Annotated in this window: 15 protein-coding genes; 11 read left to right on the forward strand and 4 right to left on the reverse strand. The window is 71.4% G+C overall.

The window, feature by feature from the left end:
- Positions 1-144 precede the first annotated feature (144 nt).
- The 4 genes from ACGFIM_RS12145 to ACGFIM_RS12160 are packed head-to-tail and all read left to right on the forward strand — an operon-like array spanning position 145 to position 3,108.
- Positions 145-1,074, forward strand: coding sequence for a metal ABC transporter substrate-binding protein (locus ACGFIM_RS12145; RefSeq protein WP_393198720.1), 930 nt, complete (start codon positions 145-147; stop codon positions 1,072-1,074).
- Complete coding sequence (locus tag ACGFIM_RS12150; protein ID WP_393198723.1) at positions 1,071-1,850, forward strand: metal ABC transporter ATP-binding protein; 780 nt, start codon at positions 1,071-1,073, stop codon at positions 1,848-1,850. Before ACGFIM_RS12145 ends, ACGFIM_RS12150 begins: the two co-directional genes overlap by 4 nt.
- Positions 1,850-2,722 (forward strand): metal ABC transporter permease, encoded by an 873-nt coding sequence (locus ACGFIM_RS12155; protein ID WP_393199724.1) that lies wholly within the window; start codon positions 1,850-1,852, stop codon positions 2,720-2,722. Before ACGFIM_RS12150 ends, ACGFIM_RS12155 begins: the two co-directional genes overlap by 1 nt.
- Positions 2,719-3,108 carry a Fur family transcriptional regulator gene (locus tag ACGFIM_RS12160; RefSeq protein WP_393198726.1) on the forward strand — a complete coding sequence of 130 codons (390 nt, stop codon included), beginning with the start codon at positions 2,719-2,721 and terminating at the stop codon, positions 3,106-3,108. The genes ACGFIM_RS12155 and ACGFIM_RS12160 overlap by 4 nt, the downstream gene beginning before the upstream one ends.
- A gap of 58 nt (positions 3,109-3,166) precedes the next feature.
- On the opposite strand, the gene ACGFIM_RS12165 is transcribed toward ACGFIM_RS12160, so the two are convergent.
- Positions 3,167-4,186, reverse strand: a complete 1,020-nt coding sequence (locus ACGFIM_RS12165; protein ID WP_393198729.1) for a DMT family transporter — start codon at positions 4,184-4,186, stop codon at positions 3,167-3,169.
- 101 nt (positions 4,187-4,287) lie between these two features.
- On the opposite strand from ACGFIM_RS12165, the gene ACGFIM_RS12170 reads away from it, so the two are divergent.
- On the forward strand, positions 4,288-4,806 hold the full coding sequence (locus ACGFIM_RS12170; protein WP_393198732.1) for a CGNR zinc finger domain-containing protein: 519 nt from the start codon (positions 4,288-4,290) through the stop codon (positions 4,804-4,806).
- Between the two features lie 128 nt (positions 4,807-4,934).
- Here the strand turns inward: ACGFIM_RS12170 and ACGFIM_RS12175 are convergent, their stop codons facing one another.
- Together ACGFIM_RS12175 and recO are read right to left on the reverse strand one after the other, a co-directional pair.
- Positions 4,935-5,762 carry an isoprenyl transferase gene (locus ACGFIM_RS12175; protein ID WP_393198735.1) on the reverse strand — a complete coding sequence of 276 codons (828 nt, stop codon included), beginning with the start codon at positions 5,760-5,762 and terminating at the stop codon, positions 4,935-4,937.
- On the reverse strand, positions 5,705-6,439 hold the full coding sequence (recO, locus tag ACGFIM_RS12180; RefSeq protein WP_393198738.1) for a DNA repair protein RecO: 735 nt from the start codon (positions 6,437-6,439) through the stop codon (positions 5,705-5,707). The genes ACGFIM_RS12175 and recO overlap by 58 nt, the downstream gene beginning before the upstream one ends.
- Before the next feature lie 151 nt (positions 6,440-6,590).
- Here recO and ACGFIM_RS12185 point away from each other — a divergent pair, with 151 nt between their 5' ends.
- The 4 genes from ACGFIM_RS12185 to ACGFIM_RS12200 all read left to right on the forward strand — a co-directional run bounded on the left by ACGFIM_RS12185 (position 6,591) and on the right by ACGFIM_RS12200 (position 11,615).
- Positions 6,591-8,150: a CDP-alcohol phosphatidyltransferase family protein gene (locus ACGFIM_RS12185; protein WP_393198741.1), complete on the forward strand. Its 1,560-nt coding sequence runs from the start codon at positions 6,591-6,593 to the stop codon at positions 8,148-8,150.
- Positions 8,147-8,866: a DUF5941 domain-containing protein gene (locus tag ACGFIM_RS12190; RefSeq protein WP_393198744.1), complete on the forward strand. Its 720-nt coding sequence runs from the start codon at positions 8,147-8,149 to the stop codon at positions 8,864-8,866. Before ACGFIM_RS12185 ends, ACGFIM_RS12190 begins: the two co-directional genes overlap by 4 nt.
- A 234-nt stretch (positions 8,867-9,100) precedes the next feature.
- Positions 9,101-10,489, forward strand: coding sequence for a glycoside hydrolase family 16 protein (locus ACGFIM_RS12195; RefSeq protein WP_393198747.1), 1,389 nt, complete (start codon positions 9,101-9,103; stop codon positions 10,487-10,489).
- A 184-nt stretch (positions 10,490-10,673) separates the two neighbouring features.
- The gene (locus ACGFIM_RS12200) at positions 10,674-11,615 is read left to right on the forward strand and encodes an isopenicillin N synthase family dioxygenase (protein WP_393198750.1); all 942 of its coding nucleotides are present in this window, start codon (positions 10,674-10,676) and stop codon (positions 11,613-11,615) included.
- Here the strand turns inward: ACGFIM_RS12200 and ACGFIM_RS12205 are convergent.
- A complete protein-coding gene (locus ACGFIM_RS12205; protein WP_393198753.1) occupies positions 11,612-13,966 on the reverse strand; it encodes a GH1 family beta-glucosidase in 2,355 nt (784 codons plus the stop codon). The two genes, ACGFIM_RS12200 and ACGFIM_RS12205, sit on opposite strands and share 4 nt — an antisense overlap.
- 93 nt (positions 13,967-14,059) lie before the next feature.
- On the opposite strand from ACGFIM_RS12205, the gene ACGFIM_RS12210 reads away from it, so the two are divergent.
- Together ACGFIM_RS12210 and ddaH are read left to right on the forward strand one after the other, a co-directional pair.
- The gene (locus tag ACGFIM_RS12210) at positions 14,060-14,545 is read left to right on the forward strand and encodes an Lrp/AsnC family transcriptional regulator (RefSeq protein ID WP_393198756.1); all 486 of its coding nucleotides are present in this window, start codon (positions 14,060-14,062) and stop codon (positions 14,543-14,545) included.
- A gap of 125 nt (positions 14,546-14,670) precedes the next feature.
- Positions 14,671-15,468, forward strand: a complete 798-nt coding sequence (gene ddaH, locus ACGFIM_RS12215; protein WP_393198759.1) for a dimethylargininase — start codon at positions 14,671-14,673, stop codon at positions 15,466-15,468.
- Positions 15,469-15,470: the final 2 nt, after the last annotated feature.

Below are 15,470 nucleotides of genomic sequence, written 5' to 3' on the forward strand. Positions count from 1 at the left end.
GCGCCGGCGGAGGTCCGCCGCCCCCACCCGACGCGACCCCGACACGGGAATGGGTGGTGGGCCGGGGTGGTTGGTGTCGCTGGCCAGGAGCGCCCGATCCGGGAGACTTTGACAATCATTTTCATTTTAGCAATACTGACTCCCATGATGTCAGGATTTTCCCGGTCGTGGGCTGTCGGCCTGCTGGCCGCGTCCGCGCTGCTCACCACCTCTGCCTGCGGTTCCGGCACCGCCGAGACCGGCTCCGTGAGCGGCAAGCCCGAAGTGGTCGCCGCCTTCTATCCGCTGCAGTGGCTGAGCGAGCAGGTGGGAGGGTCCGACGCGCAGGTGAGCGTGCTGACGGCGCCCGGCGTCGAGCCGCACGACCTCGAGCTGGGCATCCCCCAGGTGACGCAGATCAAGAACGCCGCGCTCACCGTCTACATCAAGGGCATCCAACCGGCCGTCGACGACGCTGTGGACCCCGAGACGAGCTTCGACGCCGCCACCGCCGTCTCCACGATCCCGGCGGGTGAGCACTCCGATGAGGACGGCCACGCGGAGGAGGAGCACGAGCACGAGGTCGCGTACGACCCGCACATCTGGCTCGACCCCGCCCGCCTGGCCACGGTCGCCACCGAGCTCGGCGAGCGCCTGGCGGCGGCCGACCCCGCGCACGCCCAGGGCTACAAGGACCGGGCCGCCAAGACCGCGGACGCGCTGAACGCCCTGGACCAGGAGTTCGCCAAGGGCCTGACCACGTGCAAGACCAAGACGCTGGTGACCGCCCACGAGGCGTTCGGCTACCTCGCCGACCGCTACCACCTCAAGCAGGTCGGCATCACGCTCGACCCGGAGACCGAGCCCTCCCCCACCCGGCTGTCGGAGGTCGGCAAGCTGGCCAGGGCCGAGGGCGTCACCACGATCTTCACCGAGGCGCTGGTCAGCCCGAAGGTGGCCGAGGTGCTGGCGAACGAGGTCGGCGCGAAGACGGCGGTGCTCGACCCGCTGGAGAGCAAGCCCTCGGGCGACTACGTCTCGGCCATGCGCGATAACCTCAAAACCCTACAAACAGCACTGGGGTGTACGTCATGAGCGAAACGGCCTTCGCGATGACCGGCGGCCGGGTCTCCTTCGATGGCAAGCCCGTCCTTCGGGGGATCGACCTGACCGTCCGTCCCGGGGAGGTCGTGGCCCTGCTGGGCGCCAACGGCTCGGGCAAGTCGACGCTGGTCCGCGCGCTGCTCGGCCTCACGCCGCTGACCGGCGGCACGACGCTGATGTACGGCACCCCGCCGGCCAAGTTCCGTGACTGGTGGCGCATCGGCTACGTGCCGCAGCGTCTCCAGGTGGGCGGCGGCGTGCCCGCGACCGTCCGCGAGGTGGTCGCGTCGGGCCGCATCGCCAGGCAGCGACGGCTGCGCAGGACCAGCGCGGCCGACAAGGAGGCCGTGGCGAGGGCCCTGGAGTCGGTACGCCTGACCGACCGGGCGGGCGACCCCGTCCAGTCGCTGTCGGGAGGGCAGCAGCAGCGGGTGCTCATCGCCCGCGCGCTGGCCGGGGAGCCCGACACGTACGTGATGGACGAGCCCACCGCCGGTGTGGACGCCGAGACGCAGCAGCTGCTCGCCGACACCCTGGCCGGGCTGGTACGCGACGGCAAGACGGTCGTCCTGGTGGCCCACGAGCTGGGCCCGCTGGAGCCGGTCATCACGCGCGGCGTGGTGATCCGCGACGGCCGCGTCGCCCACGACGGCCCGCCGCCGCGTCCCGAGGGCGACTGCGCGCGCCCCGGACACGAGCACCAGCACCCGCACGCCGCCGAACCCGCGGGCGGCCCGCTGACCGGGTGGCAAGGGGAACCAAGGTGATCTTCGAACTTCTGCAGGAGCGGCTCTTCCAGCTCGCGCTCATCGCGGCGCTGCTGGTGGGGCTGTGCGCGCCCGCCGTGGGCACGTTCATCGTGCAGCGCCGGCTGGCGCTGCTCGGCGACGGCGTCGGCCACATCGCGCTGACCGGCGTCGCGCTGGGCTTCCTGACCGGCAGCGCGCCCGTGCTCACCGCGGTCTTCGTGTCGATCGCCGGGGCCGTCGCCATCGAGCTGGTCAGGGCGCGCGGCCGCACCAGCGGCGACGTGGCGCTGGCCTTGATGTTCTACGGCGGCATCGCGGGCGGCGTCATGCTCATGGCCATCGCGCCCGGCGGCAGCAACGCCAAGCTCAACTCGTACCTGTTCGGCGCCATCGCGAGCGTCACCGTGGAGGACATCTGGGTCGTCGGCGCGCTCGCCGCCGCCGTGCTGGCGGTCGTCGCGATCTTCGGCAGGGAGCTGTTCGTGCTCTGCCAGGACGAGGAGATGGCCAGGGCGAGCGGCTTGCCGGTGCGCTTCCTCAGCATGCTCATCGCCGTGACCGCCGCGCTCACCGTGGTCATCGCCATGCGCGTGGTCGGGCTGCTGCTCGTCAGCGCCCTCATGGTGATCCCGGTGGCGACCAGCCAGCAGCTCACCCGCGGGTTCCGCAGCACGATGGGGCTGGCCATGGTGTTCGGGGTGCTCGCCTCCGTGGGCGGCCTGCTCGCCTCCACCTACTCGGCGAAGGTGCCGCCCGGGGCCGCGATCGTGCTTCTTGCGCTCGCCGGCTTCGTCCTGGCGCTCGGGGTCGGTAAATTCGTACGTCGAGGGCGTACCCAGGAGTCGACAGTGAGCGAGCGGCCAAAGCTGCGCATCGAGGAGGTCGCATGACGACGAGGCGCGATGCCGTGCACGACACCCTGCGCAAGAGCGAGGGGTTCCGCAGCGCGCAGGACGTCTATGCCGAGATGCGCCTCCACGGCGCCAAGATCGGGCTGACCACCGTCTACCGCGCCCTCCAGGCCCTGGCCGACGGCGGCAAGGTCGACGTGCTGCGCAACGACGACGGCGAGTCCGTCTACCGCGCCTGCGCCACCGACACCCACCACCACCATCTGGTGTGCCGCCGCTGCGGCCACACGGTCGAGGTGGCCGGGCCCGCCGTCGAGCGGTGGGCCGAGATGGTGGGCAGCGAGCACGGGTTCACCGACGTCACGCACACGGTCGAGGTCTTCGGCACCTGCGCGGACTGCTCGGCGAAGGTCGAGACGAGCTGACCGGCGCCCCGCCCGTCCCAGGGTCCTCCCCCACCGCGCGCACCGGTCCTCCGGCCCGTCACCCCGGCTCCTCGGCGGTTCCCAGCGGCTCCTCCGCGGCCTCCCCTGCCGGCTCCCCTGCCCCGAGGCGCACCGCGTTTCCCGCCGCCTGACCTACCGGCGCGGCCGCCGCTTCCTCCGGCCGCTCCCGAATCTCTTCGCGCGTCTCCTGAGGCGGGCCGCCGCGGGAGCCGTACAGGACGCCCAGAACGATCACCGCGCACCCGGCGAGCTGCAGCACCGACGGACGCTCGTCCAGCGCGAGCGCGCCGATCGCCACCGTCGTCATGGGCTGGACGAGCAGCAGCAGCGCGGTCAGCGCGGCGGGCTGGCGGGGCAGCGAGTACGTGATCAGCGACCATCCCAGCACCTGCGGCCCCAGCGCGAGCAGCAGCAGCCATCCGTGACCCGGCCAGGCGGGCATCAGGTCGGCGCCGCCGAAGAGCGGGCTGAGCGCCGCGATGACGATCGTGGCGACGACGGTCGCGTGCGCCAGCGGCCCGGCCGCCCGCGCGGGCCCCGCGCTCTTCATCAGCAGCAGGAAGACGGCGTACGACACCGACGTCGCGAGCCCCGCGAGCACGCCCATGAGCGGGTCGCTGCCGTAGGCGGCGCTGTCGAGCACCCCGGAGATGAGCACCACCCCGGCGAAGACGACCGGCGTGCCGATCATGAGCCGGTTGGACGGCCGCTCGCCGAAGAGCCCCCATGCCGCGAACGCCACGAGGAACACCTGGAGGTTGCCCAGCACGGTCGCCAGGCCCGCGCCCACGTACTCGATCGCGTGGTGCCAGAACAGCAGGTCGAACGCGAACGCCACGCCCGCCGCCCAGGCCGCGGGCAGCGCCCTGCGCGGCAGCGGTCCCAGCCTGCGCCGTTCGCGCCAGGCGAGGAGCAGCATGGGAGGTACGGCGTACGCACAACGGAACAACGCCGACGTGGCGGGCGAGACCTCAGAAAGCCTGACCAAGGGGGCCGAGGTGGAGATGATGAGCGCTCCGGCGATCGCGATCAGCACGATACGGCGATGTGCGCTCACCGAAACCCCCGCAGTCCCGTAGAGGAGATACGCTGCGACCACGCTAGAACCCGGCGCGGACAGGAGTCAACATGCCGTTTGGCCATGACATGCTGCATGCATTGGCCACCGTTGTCGAGCTGGTCAACACCTCGCCCGCCACCGGCGGTGAGGAAGGACTGGCCGATTTGAGCGACCTGCAGAAGTTCGTGGAGGCGCGCCAGATCAGCGGCATAGACCAGATCACCGCCAAGGACCTCAGCCAGGTCCGGTCGCTGCGCGAGGTGTTCCACCGCGTCTTCACCGCCCCCGACCAGCCCGCGGCCGTGCAGACGCTCAACGCGCTGCTCTCCGAGACCCGCATCTCGCCGCGCCTGACCGAGCACGACGGCCACCCCCTGCACGTCCACTACCACGCCGTGGACGCGAACCTGGCCGAGCACCTGGCCGCCGACTGCGGCGTCGCGCTGGCGCACCTGCTCGTCGAGGGCGAGGCCGAGCGCCTGCGCACCTGCGCCGCCCCCGACTGCGACCGCGTCTTCGTGGACGAGTCGCGCAACCGCTCGCGCGTCTACTGCGACAGCCGCACCTGCGGCAATCGCATGCACGTGGCCGCCTACCGCGCCCGCCGCCGCGCCTGAGCCATCCCGAAGCGCGCTCTCGGGGGCGTGTCAGCGCCCCCGCGGGCAGGTCCTAGACCGGGTTGGGGACGGCTCCCCCGCGGGCGGGTCTCAGACCGGGTGCGGGGACGGCACCCCCCGGGCGGGTCTCAGACCGGGTTGGGGACGGCGCCGCCGTAGCGGCGGTCGCGCTTGGCGAAGATCTCGCAGGCCTCCCACAGGTCGCGCCGGTCGAAGTCGGGCCAGAGGCGGTCGAGGAAGACCATCTCGGCGTACGCCGACTGCCAGAGCAGGAAGTTGGAGATGCGCTGCTCACCCGACGACCGCAGGAAGAGATCGACCGGCGGGATCTCGGGCTCGTCGAGGTAGCGGGCGAAGACCTTCTCGTCGACCCGGTTCGGCTTGACCCGGCCGGCGGCGATGTCCTGGGCGAGCTTGAGCGCGGCGTCGACGATCTCGGCCTGCCCGCCGTAATTGACGCAGAATTGCAACGTGAGCGTGGAGTTGTGCTTCGTCATCTCCTCGGCGGTCTGCAGCTCGGAGATGACGCTCTTCCACAGCCGCCCGGGGCGACCGGCCCACCGCACGCGCACGCCCATGGCGTGCAGCTCGTCGCGCCGCCGCCTGATGACGTCGCGGTTGAAGCCCATGAGGAAGCGGACCTCGTCGGGCGAGCGCTTCCAGTTCTCGGTGGAGAACGCGTACGCGCTGAGATAAGGGATGCCCAGCTCAAGGGCGCCTTCGATGACGTCGAAGAGCGAGGACTCGCCGGCCTTGTGCCCCTCGGTGCGGGGCAGGCCGCGGGCCTTGGCCCAGCGGCCGTTGCCGTCCATGACGATGGCGACGTGCTGGGGCACCAGCTCTCGCGGGATGGGCGGCGGCGTCGCCCCCGACGGGTGCGGGGACGGTGGTCGTACGTTCACGCGGGCTCCCTTTCGACGTGTCGGAGAGAGCGTATTCCGTGTTCGAGGTGCCATTGCAGATATGCGGCGACCAGGCCGCTGCACTCGCTGCGATGGCGCGGCTCCGAAGCGTCGGCGGTGGCCCAGTCGCCGCGCAGCAGCGCCGACATCAGGCCGATCGTCTCGGCCGCGGGCACCGCGGCACCGGCCGGCTTGCACGCCCCGCACACCACGCCGCCTGCGACGATGGCGAACGCTCTGATCGCGGGGGCCTGGCATTTGGCGCACGCGTCGAGCGCGGGGGCGTAGCCGGCCACGGCCAGGGAGCGCAGGAAGTAGGCGTCGAGCACCAGCCGGGCCTCGTGCCCGCGGTCGGCGAGGGTGCGCAGACCGCCCACGAGCAGCAGGAACTGCCGCAGCGCCGGCTCCTTCTCCCCGTGCGTCAGCCGGTCGGCGGTCTCGAGCATCGCGCTGCCGGCGGTGTAGCGGGGATAGTCGGCGGCCAGCGCCTCTCCGTAAGGTCTGATCGTCTCCGCCTGGGTGACGACGTCGAGCGTGCGGCCGGTGTGGAGCTGCAGGTCGACGTGCGTGAACGGCTCCAGCCGCGCTCCGAAGCGTGAGGTCGTGCGACGGACCCCCTTGGCCACCGCGCGGATCTTGCCGGTGCGCTTGGCCAGGATGGTGACGATGCGGTCGGCCTCACCGAGCTTCTGAGTGCGCAGAACCACGCCTTCGTCACGGTAGAGACTCACTCGCACATCTTACGGCCGACCTGTATACCGACGGACGAGACGTTACGGTCATGCTCTGGTGACGCGACTTTGCGTCACTCTCACTAGACTTTGACGCCTGTCCCCGCATTACCCGTTGTTCAACCCCCCGCTACCGCCTCGAAAGGGAGTCATGACCCGCGTGGTCCTGCTGGGCGCATCGCCCGGCCCCGACATCTCTCCGACCGGCCTGAGGCTGGCCGCGCTGCCCGGTAATCCGACCATCTCCGAGCGCCTGCACGGCCAGCTCACATCGATGGACCCGCGTTACGCGAAGGTCCCAACGGGCGATGTGGCCGCTGCTCTGCGCGCCGTGGCCGACGTCGCCGAGTCAGCAACGGAGAGCCTTTTCATCATCCCGGAGAACTCGGTCGTCCACGACGAGCTGATCTACCAGATCACCAAGTCCAAGCGCGGTGCGCTGGCGCTCGTCGCGAAAGAGCCGCGCATCAGGGTGACGGAGGACAACGGCCAGGACGTCGGGCCCGAGGAGCCCGAGTCCGAGCACGAGGAAGAAGGCCCTGGAGACCGCATCCCCATCGACGAGGCGGAGCCGGAGATCGGTTACAACCGCCTCGAGGGGCTTCCGGTGCGCGTGCGCATCGGAAAGTCGCGCATCGTCTCGGTCGGCACCGCCAACCACGCCGTGACCAGGCCCAACGGCGTGGTGCTCGGCCCGCTGCACATCAGCGCGCGCAACGCGCCGGTGCTCGCGCAGACCTGCCGCGAGCTGGCCGCCATGGCCGACCGGTTCGGCGACGACGACGACCTGGTGCAGCTCATCGTCTTCGGCCTCGTGCGCAACGGCGTGTCGGTCGGCATCCGCGGCCGCCGCGACCTGTTCTACCGCCGGATCACCACCCAGGAGGAGGCCAACGAGGCCGCCGCCGAGATGGCCGGCATGGACGAAGACCGCTCCAGGCTGAAGAACGCGGTCAAGGGCGCCGACGGTTTCTTCACCACGTTCTTCGTCTCCACCTACTCCCGCTACATCGCCCGCTGGGCGGCGCGGCGCGGCCTGACCCCCAACCAGGTCACGCTGATCTCCATCTCGCTCGGCGTGGCGGCCGCCGCCTGTTTCGCGACCGGCGACCGGCCGTGGATGGTGGCGGGCGGCGTGCTGATCTACTTCGCCTTCGTCTTCGACTGCGTCGACGGCCAGCTCGCCCGGTACGCCCGCAAGTTCGGCGTCCTGGGCGCGTGGCTGGACGCCACGTTCGACCGCTTCAAGGAGTACGTGGTGTTCGCCGGCCTGGCCATCGGCTACGTGGTCTCGGGCCACGGCGAGGAGATCTGGGTCCTCGCCCTCGCGGCGATCGCCCTGCAGTCCGTACGCCACCTGCTCGACTTCTCCTTCGGCGCCGCCCGCCGCCGCAAGCCGAAGGCCCCGCTTCCCTCGATCCCCCTCGACGCCCCCGACGACCGCGAGCTGCGGCAGGCGCTCAGCCTCCGCAGGGAGGAGCGGAAGCAGGGTGTCCGGGGCGTGCTCAAGATGTGGACGAAGGCCGGCAAGTTCCGGGTCATCCACTGGGCGCGTAAGATGATCGTCTTCCCCATCGGCGAGCGCTTCGCGGCCATCGCGATCACCGCCGCCCTCTTCGACGCCCGGATCACCTTCATCACGCTGGTGGTCTGGGGTTGCGTCGCCGCCGCCTACACCCTCACCGGACGCCTCATGAGGTCGCTCGTATGATCACCCACCCGCAGGCCCAGGCCACCCCCACGCCGGATCCCGACGAGGAGCGCCGCCGCATCCAGACCGCCCGCCTCGTCGCCTACCGGGACGACGGCCCGCTCGCCTACGCCCTGTCCACCAGGATCGGGGCCGGCCTGCCTCCTGTGCCCGCCACGCTCGTAGCCCTGCTGGCCGTGGTCGCCGTCACGGTCGCGGGGCTGCTCGAGCCGGGCCCCATCCTGCTGCTGCCCGTGGCGATCGTGCTGGTGCTCGTGCTGCCCACGGCCTCGCGCGACCACCTGGGCCGCTTCGACTGGCTGACCCCGCCGCTGGTGCGCGGCGCGGAGTTCTTCACCATCATCGCCATCGGCCTGACCGCCGACGCGCCGAAGTGGCTGCTGTTCGTGCTGGTCTACGTCATCGGCTACCACACGTACGACACCGTCTACCGCACCCGCCAGAGCATCTGGCCTCCCGCGTGGGTCTTCCGCGCGGGGCTCGGCTGGGAGCTGCGGCTGGTGATCATCGGTCTCGGCGCCGCGTTCGGCGCGGTGACGCCGGTGCTCGCGGTGCTGACGGCGTACTTGTTCGTGCTGTTCGCGGTGGAGAGCGTGACGAGCTGGGTGCGCCTGGACAAGGCGTCCGCCCAGGCCAGTGCCGACGCAGAGCAGGACCTGGAGGCATCCCCTGAAGAAGCGCTCGAACGGGCCACGGGAGAGGCGGAGCGGGGCTGACCCGTCACCGCCCGCCGTATCGCGCTCTTTCCTTAGCCGCGGCGCCGCACCCCCGCCGGGTGCGGCGCCGCGGCTTTTCCATCGCCGCCATGGAGAGCGCTCTCCCAGATCGCCCTCACTCCGCAGTCAAGGGCGCGGTGCGGAATATTGACAGCAGGTAAGACCGGCGTCCACACTGCATGAGAGAGCGCTCTCTCACGTCCCTCCGCACCCCCTGGAGCGATGATGACCCGTGTGAACAGGCACAGGCGCCGCCTGGCCGCGGTGGCCGTGGCGCTCGCGGCGCTCGGCGGCCTGCTCGTCCAGACGGCCGGCAGCGCCTCGGCCTCCGTTCCCTCCACGCCGTCCGGCTGGACGCTGGTCTGGTCGGACGACTTCGACGGCCCCGCCGGCACCCTCCCCTCGTCCGACAACTGGATCATCGACACCGGCCACTCCTACCCCGGCGGCCCCTCCGACTGGGGCACCGGCGAGATCCAGCGCTACACCGACAGCACCGCCAACCTCAGCCTCGACGGCTCCGGCAACCTGCGCATCACGCCGCTGCGCAGCTCCTCGGGCGAGTGGACCTCCGCCCGCATCGAGACCAGGCGCGCCGACTTCAAGCCCGCCGACGGCCGCATCCTGCGCATCGAGAGCCGCCTGCAGATGCCGAACGTCACCGGCGAGGCCGCGCTCGGCTACTGGCCGGCGTTCTGGGCGCTCGGCTCGCCGTACCGGGGGAACTACTGGAACTGGCCGGCCATCGGCGAGTTCGACATCATGGAGAACGTCAACGGGCTCAACTCCGTCTGGGGCGTGCTCCACTGCGGCGTCAACCCCGGCGGCCCCTGCGACGAGACCAACGGGCTGAGCGCCAGCCGCGCCTGCCCCGGCTCGACCTGCCAGGCCGCCTTCCACACCTACCGCTTCGAATGGGACCGCAGCGTCTCGCCCAACCAGCTCCGCTGGTACGTGGACGGCCAGCTCTTCCACAGCCTGAGCCAGTCCGGCTTCGACGCGACCACCTGGAACAACATGACCGGCCACGCCGGCTACTTCCTGCTGCTGAACGTGGCCATGGGCGGCGCCTTCCCGAACGCGCTCGGCGGCCAGACCCCGACCGCGGCCACCGAGCCCGGCCATCCGATGGTGGTCGACTACGTCGCGGTCTGGCAGAGCGGTGACGGCGGCACCGACCCGACCGACCCGACCGACCCGCCCGGCGAGGTGGACGCCCGCTCGACCATCGAGGCCGAGAACTACACGGCCCAGTCGGGCACGATCGTGGAGACGACCACCGACACCGGCGGCGGCCAGAACGTCGGGGCCATCGGCAACGGCGACTGGCTGCGCTACGACGGCGTGAACTTCGGCTCGACGCCCGCCACCCAGTTCAAGGCCCGGGTGGCCTCGGGCGCGGCGGCCGGGGTGAGCGGGCTCGTCCAGGTCCGGCTGGACAGCCCGTCGAAGCCGCCCATCGGCGACTTCGCGATCGCCAACACGGGCGGCTGGCAGAGCTGGCGCACGGTGCCCGCCAACATCTCGGGCGTGACCGGCACGCACACGGTGTACCTGACGTTCTCCTCCGGGCAGCCGGCGGACTTCGTCAACGTCAACTGGTTCACGTTCTCCACCTCCTGACCCGACCGGACAGGGCCCGGCCGCATGCCCCCGGCCGGGCCCTGTGCCGCTCACAGCGGCGGCGCGGCGCCGGGTGATGATCTTCCACCCGGCGCGCCCTCCCTAAGCCCCACAGACCCCCCACAGCGCCGCCCAGACCCCCTTAAAGGATCAATCCCGGCCGAACGGGGGAACAATGGCCCCCGTGAGCGAATTGCCGATCATCGATGTGTCGCCGCTCGTCACCGGCGGTCCTGGCAAGGAGGCCGTGGCCGAGGAGATCGGCGCGGCCTGCCGCGACAGCGGGTTCTTCTACATCCGCGGCCACGGCGTCCCCGCCGAGCTGATCACCCGCCTCGACGCCGCCGCCAGGCGCTTCTTCGAGCTCCCCGAGGACGTCAAGAACGAGATCGCGATGGAGCGCGGCGGCCGGGCCTGGCGCGGCTTCTTCCCGGTCGGCGGCGAGCTGACCTCGGGCCGCCCCGACCTGAAGGAGGGCATCTACTTCGGCGCGGAGGAGCCGCCTGGCCCGCTCCCCCTGCACGGTCCCAACCTGTTCCCCGCCCAGGTGCCCGAGCTGCGGGAGGCGGTGCTCGAATACCTGGACAGGATGACGCAGGTCGGGCAGTCGGTCATGGCGGGCATCGCGCTCAGCCTGGGTCTCGACGAGGACTACTTCCGTACGGGCTACACGGCCGACCCGACCATCCTGTTCCGGATCTTCCACTACCCGCCGGGCCCGCCGGACGACCCCGACACGTGGGGCGTCGGCGAGCACACCGACTACGGCCTGCTCACGCTCCTCCTCCAGGACGCCAACGGCGGTCTCCAGGTGCACACGAAGGGCGGCTGGGTGGAGGCGCCGCCGATCGAGGGCACGTTCGTGTGCAACATTGGCGACATGCTCGACAAGCTCACCGGCGGCCGCTACCGCTCCACGCCCCACCGCGTGCGCAACCTCAGCGGCAACGAGCGGCTCAGCTTCCCGTTCTTCTTCGACCCCGGCTGGGACAGCGAGGTGCCGCCGCTGCCGTACGCGCCGGGCCGCCGCTGGGACGGGCAGGTGGACTTCACCGGCACGTACGGCGAGTACCTGCTGTCGAAGGTGTCGAAGGTCTTCCCCCGGCTGTTCGAGCAGCAGATCTAGGCCGACTCGCGCTCCACGAGCCGGGCGGGCAGCACGACCGAGGTGGTGTGGCGGCCCTCCAGCCGCGACAGCAGCAGCCGGGCCAGCGCCAGCGCCTGGTCGGCGACCGGCACCCGCACGGTGGTGAGCGCGGGTGTGGTGGCCGAGGCGGCGTCGATGTCGTCGAAGCCGACCACCGCCACGTCGCCGGGCAGGCGCCGCCCGGCCTCGCGCAGCGCCTGCATGGCGCCGATGGCGAGCTGGTCGGTGGCGGCGAAGACGGCGTCGAGCGCGGGGTCGTCGGCGAGCAGCCGCCGCATGGCGTCGGCGCCGGCCGCCCTGGTGAGGTCGTCGGCGGGCGCGATGTGCGGCCGCAGCCCGGCGCGATGCAGCGCCGCACGGTGCCCGGCCAGCCGGTCCTGGACGAACACCAGGTCCATCGGCCCGCACACCATGCCGATGCGCCGCCGGCCGCGCTCCAGCAGGTGCTCGGTGGCCGCCGCCGCGCCGCCGGCGTTGTCGATGTCCACGTACGGCACCAGCGAGGCGATCTCCGGCTTGCCCAGCAGCACGATCGGCACCCCGGTGCGCGAGAGCCGCTCGGCCAGCGTGTCGGCCCGGTCGGGCGGCAGCAGCACCACGCCGTCGGCCAGCCGCGCCTCCACGTGGGCGACGATGCGCCGGTGGCTCTCGGCGGTGTCGGCGAGCATGAGCGTGATCTGCTTGCCCGCGCCTTCGAGGAAGCTGGTGACGTACTGGACGACGGCGGCGGTCAGCGCGTCGCCGCCGGCCTGCCTGGGCACCGACAGCACGAGCGCGATCGCGTTGGTCCTGCGGGTGACGAGGCTGCGGGCGGCCAGGTTGGGCACGTAGCCGAGCTCGTTGACGGCCTGCATGACGGCGGCCCTGACCTCGGGGCTCACCGACGACTCGCCGTTGACGACGCGGGAGACGGTGGCGCGGGAGACGCCGGCGCGGGCGGCCACGGTCTCCAGGGTCGGGCGCTTGGGCCGGGTCTGCGCCAGGCCGTTGCGGCGCACGACGTCGCGGTACCACAGGGCGCTGTCCTTCAGGCGCCGCCGCTGGGTGGCGAAGTCGACGTGCACGAGGCCGAACTTGCGCTGGTAGCCGTCCACCCATTCGAGGTTGTCGAGCAGCGTCCAGGCGAGGTAGCCGCGCACGTTCGCGCCCTCGTCGATCGCGGCGCGCAGCGCGCGCAGGTGCTCCTCGATGAAGCTGATGCGGTCCACGTCGTGGATGCCGTCGCCGGTGACCACGTCGACGAAGTCCGCGCCGTTCTCGGTGATCATCAGCTCTTGCCCGGGGTACTCGCGGGTGAGGCGGCTCAGCAGCCGCGACAGGCAGCCGGGCACGATGGGCCAGCCCATGGCGGTCACGGCCGTGGGCACCGTGCAGAACAGCACGCCCTCGCTGCCCGGGTAGGCGGGGTCGGCGGGCTCGCTGGGCTGGGCCTGCACGACGAGCGGCGTGTAGTAGTTGACGCCGAGCAGGTCGATGGGCCGGCCGATCGTCTCCAGGTCGCCGTCCTCGACGTGGCCGAGGCCGCCGTGCCGCTCGATGACCGGCAGCAGCTCCTCCGGGTACGCCCCGCGCAGGATCGGCTCCAGGAACTGGCGGTTGACCAGCGTGTCGATCCTGGCCACGGCCGCCGCGTCCTCCTCCGACGCCGGGCGGCCGGGATCGCTCACCTGGGCGGGCGTCACGACGGGCGAGAGGTTGAGCACCACGCCCGTCTCCGCCGCGCCCGCCTCCCGCAGCGCCCGCACGGCCAGGCCGTGACCGAGCAGCATGTGGTGGGCGGCTCTGAACGCCTCCGCCGCGGAGGTGCGGCCGGGCGCGTGGATGCCCGAGCCGTAGCCGAGGAAGGCCGCCACCCACGGCTCGTTCAGCGTGAACCAGGTGCGCACCCGGTCGCCGAGCCGCGCGTGGACGGCGGCGGCGTAGTCGGCGAAGCGCAGCGCCGTGTCGCGCGACGGCCAGCCGCCCCGGTCCTCGAGCGCCTGCGGCAGGTCCCAGTGGTAGAGGGTCGCGTACGGCCTGATGCCGGCGGCCACCAGCTCGTCGACCAGCCGGTCGTAGAAGTCGAGCCCCGCCGCGTTGGGCTTGCCGCCTCCGTCGGGGAAGACGCGCGGCCAGCTGATCGAGAACCGGTAGGCGCCGAGCCCCAGGTCCCGCATCAGCCGGACGTCCTCCCGGTAGCGGTGGTAGTGGTCGCACGACTCCACGCGATCGACGGAGAAGGTGTCCCAGATGGACGGTCCGCGGCCGTCGATGTTCGTGGCCCCTTCGATCTGGAAGGCCGAAGTCGACACTCCCCACTCGAAGCCCTCGGGGAAGCTTGCGGTGCTCATGTGTACGGGTACCTTCCGGTCAACGATCAACCGGCCCAGTCTCCCGCGCGCCCCTCGTCGCGCGCCAGCCTGGCCAGGAGGTATACAGGGCGCGTGGAACTGGACCGGCTCGATCGTGACATCATCGCGGCGCTCGTGGACGACGCCCGCCAGACCTACGCCGAGATCGGCAACCGGGTCGGGCTGAGCGCCTCGGCGGTCAAGCGCCGGGTCGACCGGCTGCGGCAGGTCGGGGCGATCACCGGGTTCAGCGCGCGGGTGGCGCCGCAGGCGCTCGGCTGGACGACGGAGGCGTACGTCGAGCTCTTCTGCCAGGGCAAGACCAAGCCGTCGGACATCGCGCTCGCGGTGGCGAAGTTCCCCGAGGTGGTGGCGGCGGCCACGATCACCGGCGAGGCCGACGCGCTGCTGCACATCAGGGCGAGGGACGTGCGGCACGTGGAGCGGGTGATCGAGCGCATCGCGGCGGAGTCGTTCGTGGTGCGGACCAAGAGCGTCATCGTGCTGTCGCGGCTGATCGACACACCGCCCGGCGCGCTGGTCCACGAGACGCGCAACGAATCCTCCATCACGGGCTGAAACACGCAACGGTCTTGCGCCAATGCGCAATGTCAAGCCCTTGGCCTGTCCGAATATGCGTTCCTAGGCTGTCCTCATCCACCCTCGTGGAGTTTTCCCTGCTGAGAGAGCCGATGGAGTGCTGCATGCCCAAACACTTCCTCATGTGCCGTCCGGAGTACTTCACGGTCGAGTACGCCATCAATCCGTGGATGCATCCCGAGGCGGGCGCGGACCGCGACCTTGCGATCCGGCAGTGGGAGGGCCTGAAGTCGGCGTACGAGGAGCTCGGGCACAAGGTGAGCCTGATCGACCCGATCGAGGGCCTGCCCGACATGGTCTTCGCCGCGAACGGCGCGCTCGTCGTGGACGGCCGCGTCTACGGCGCCCGTTTCGCCTACCCGCAGCGCGCCGCCGAGGGGCCCGCCTACCTGCGCTGGTTCGCCGAGCGCGGCTACCCGACGATGGAGCCGTCGCACGTCAACGAGGGCGAGGGCGACTTCCTCACCCTCGACGAGGTCATCCTGGCGGGCACCGGTTTCCGCACCGACGTGGTCGCCCATCAGGAGGCGCAGGAGTACCTGGGCCGCCCGGTCGTCTCGCTGACGCTGGTGGACCCGCGCTACTACCACCTCGACACGGCGCTGTTCCCGCTCGACGGGCACAACGTCGCGTACTACCCCGAGGCGTTCTCCCCCGGCAGCCTCGCGGTGCTGCGCCGCATGTTCCCCGACGCGGTGATCGCGACCGCCGAGGACGCCGCGGTGCTCGGCCTGAACGCGGTGAGCGACGGCACGAACGTGGTCATCAACGCCGAGGCGAGCAACCTTCAGCTTGAGCTCAAGCGGCGTGGGTACGAGGTGATCCCCGTCGACCTGTCGGAGCTGCGCAAGGCGGGTGGGGGTCCCAAGTGCTGCACACTGGAGATCAGGGGGGAGAACTGAAC

Origin of the sequence: Nonomuraea sp. NPDC049309 (assembly GCF_043196965.1) — a bacterium.
Classification (GTDB): Bacteria; Actinomycetota; Actinomycetes; order Streptosporangiales; family Streptosporangiaceae; genus Nonomuraea; species Nonomuraea fastidiosa.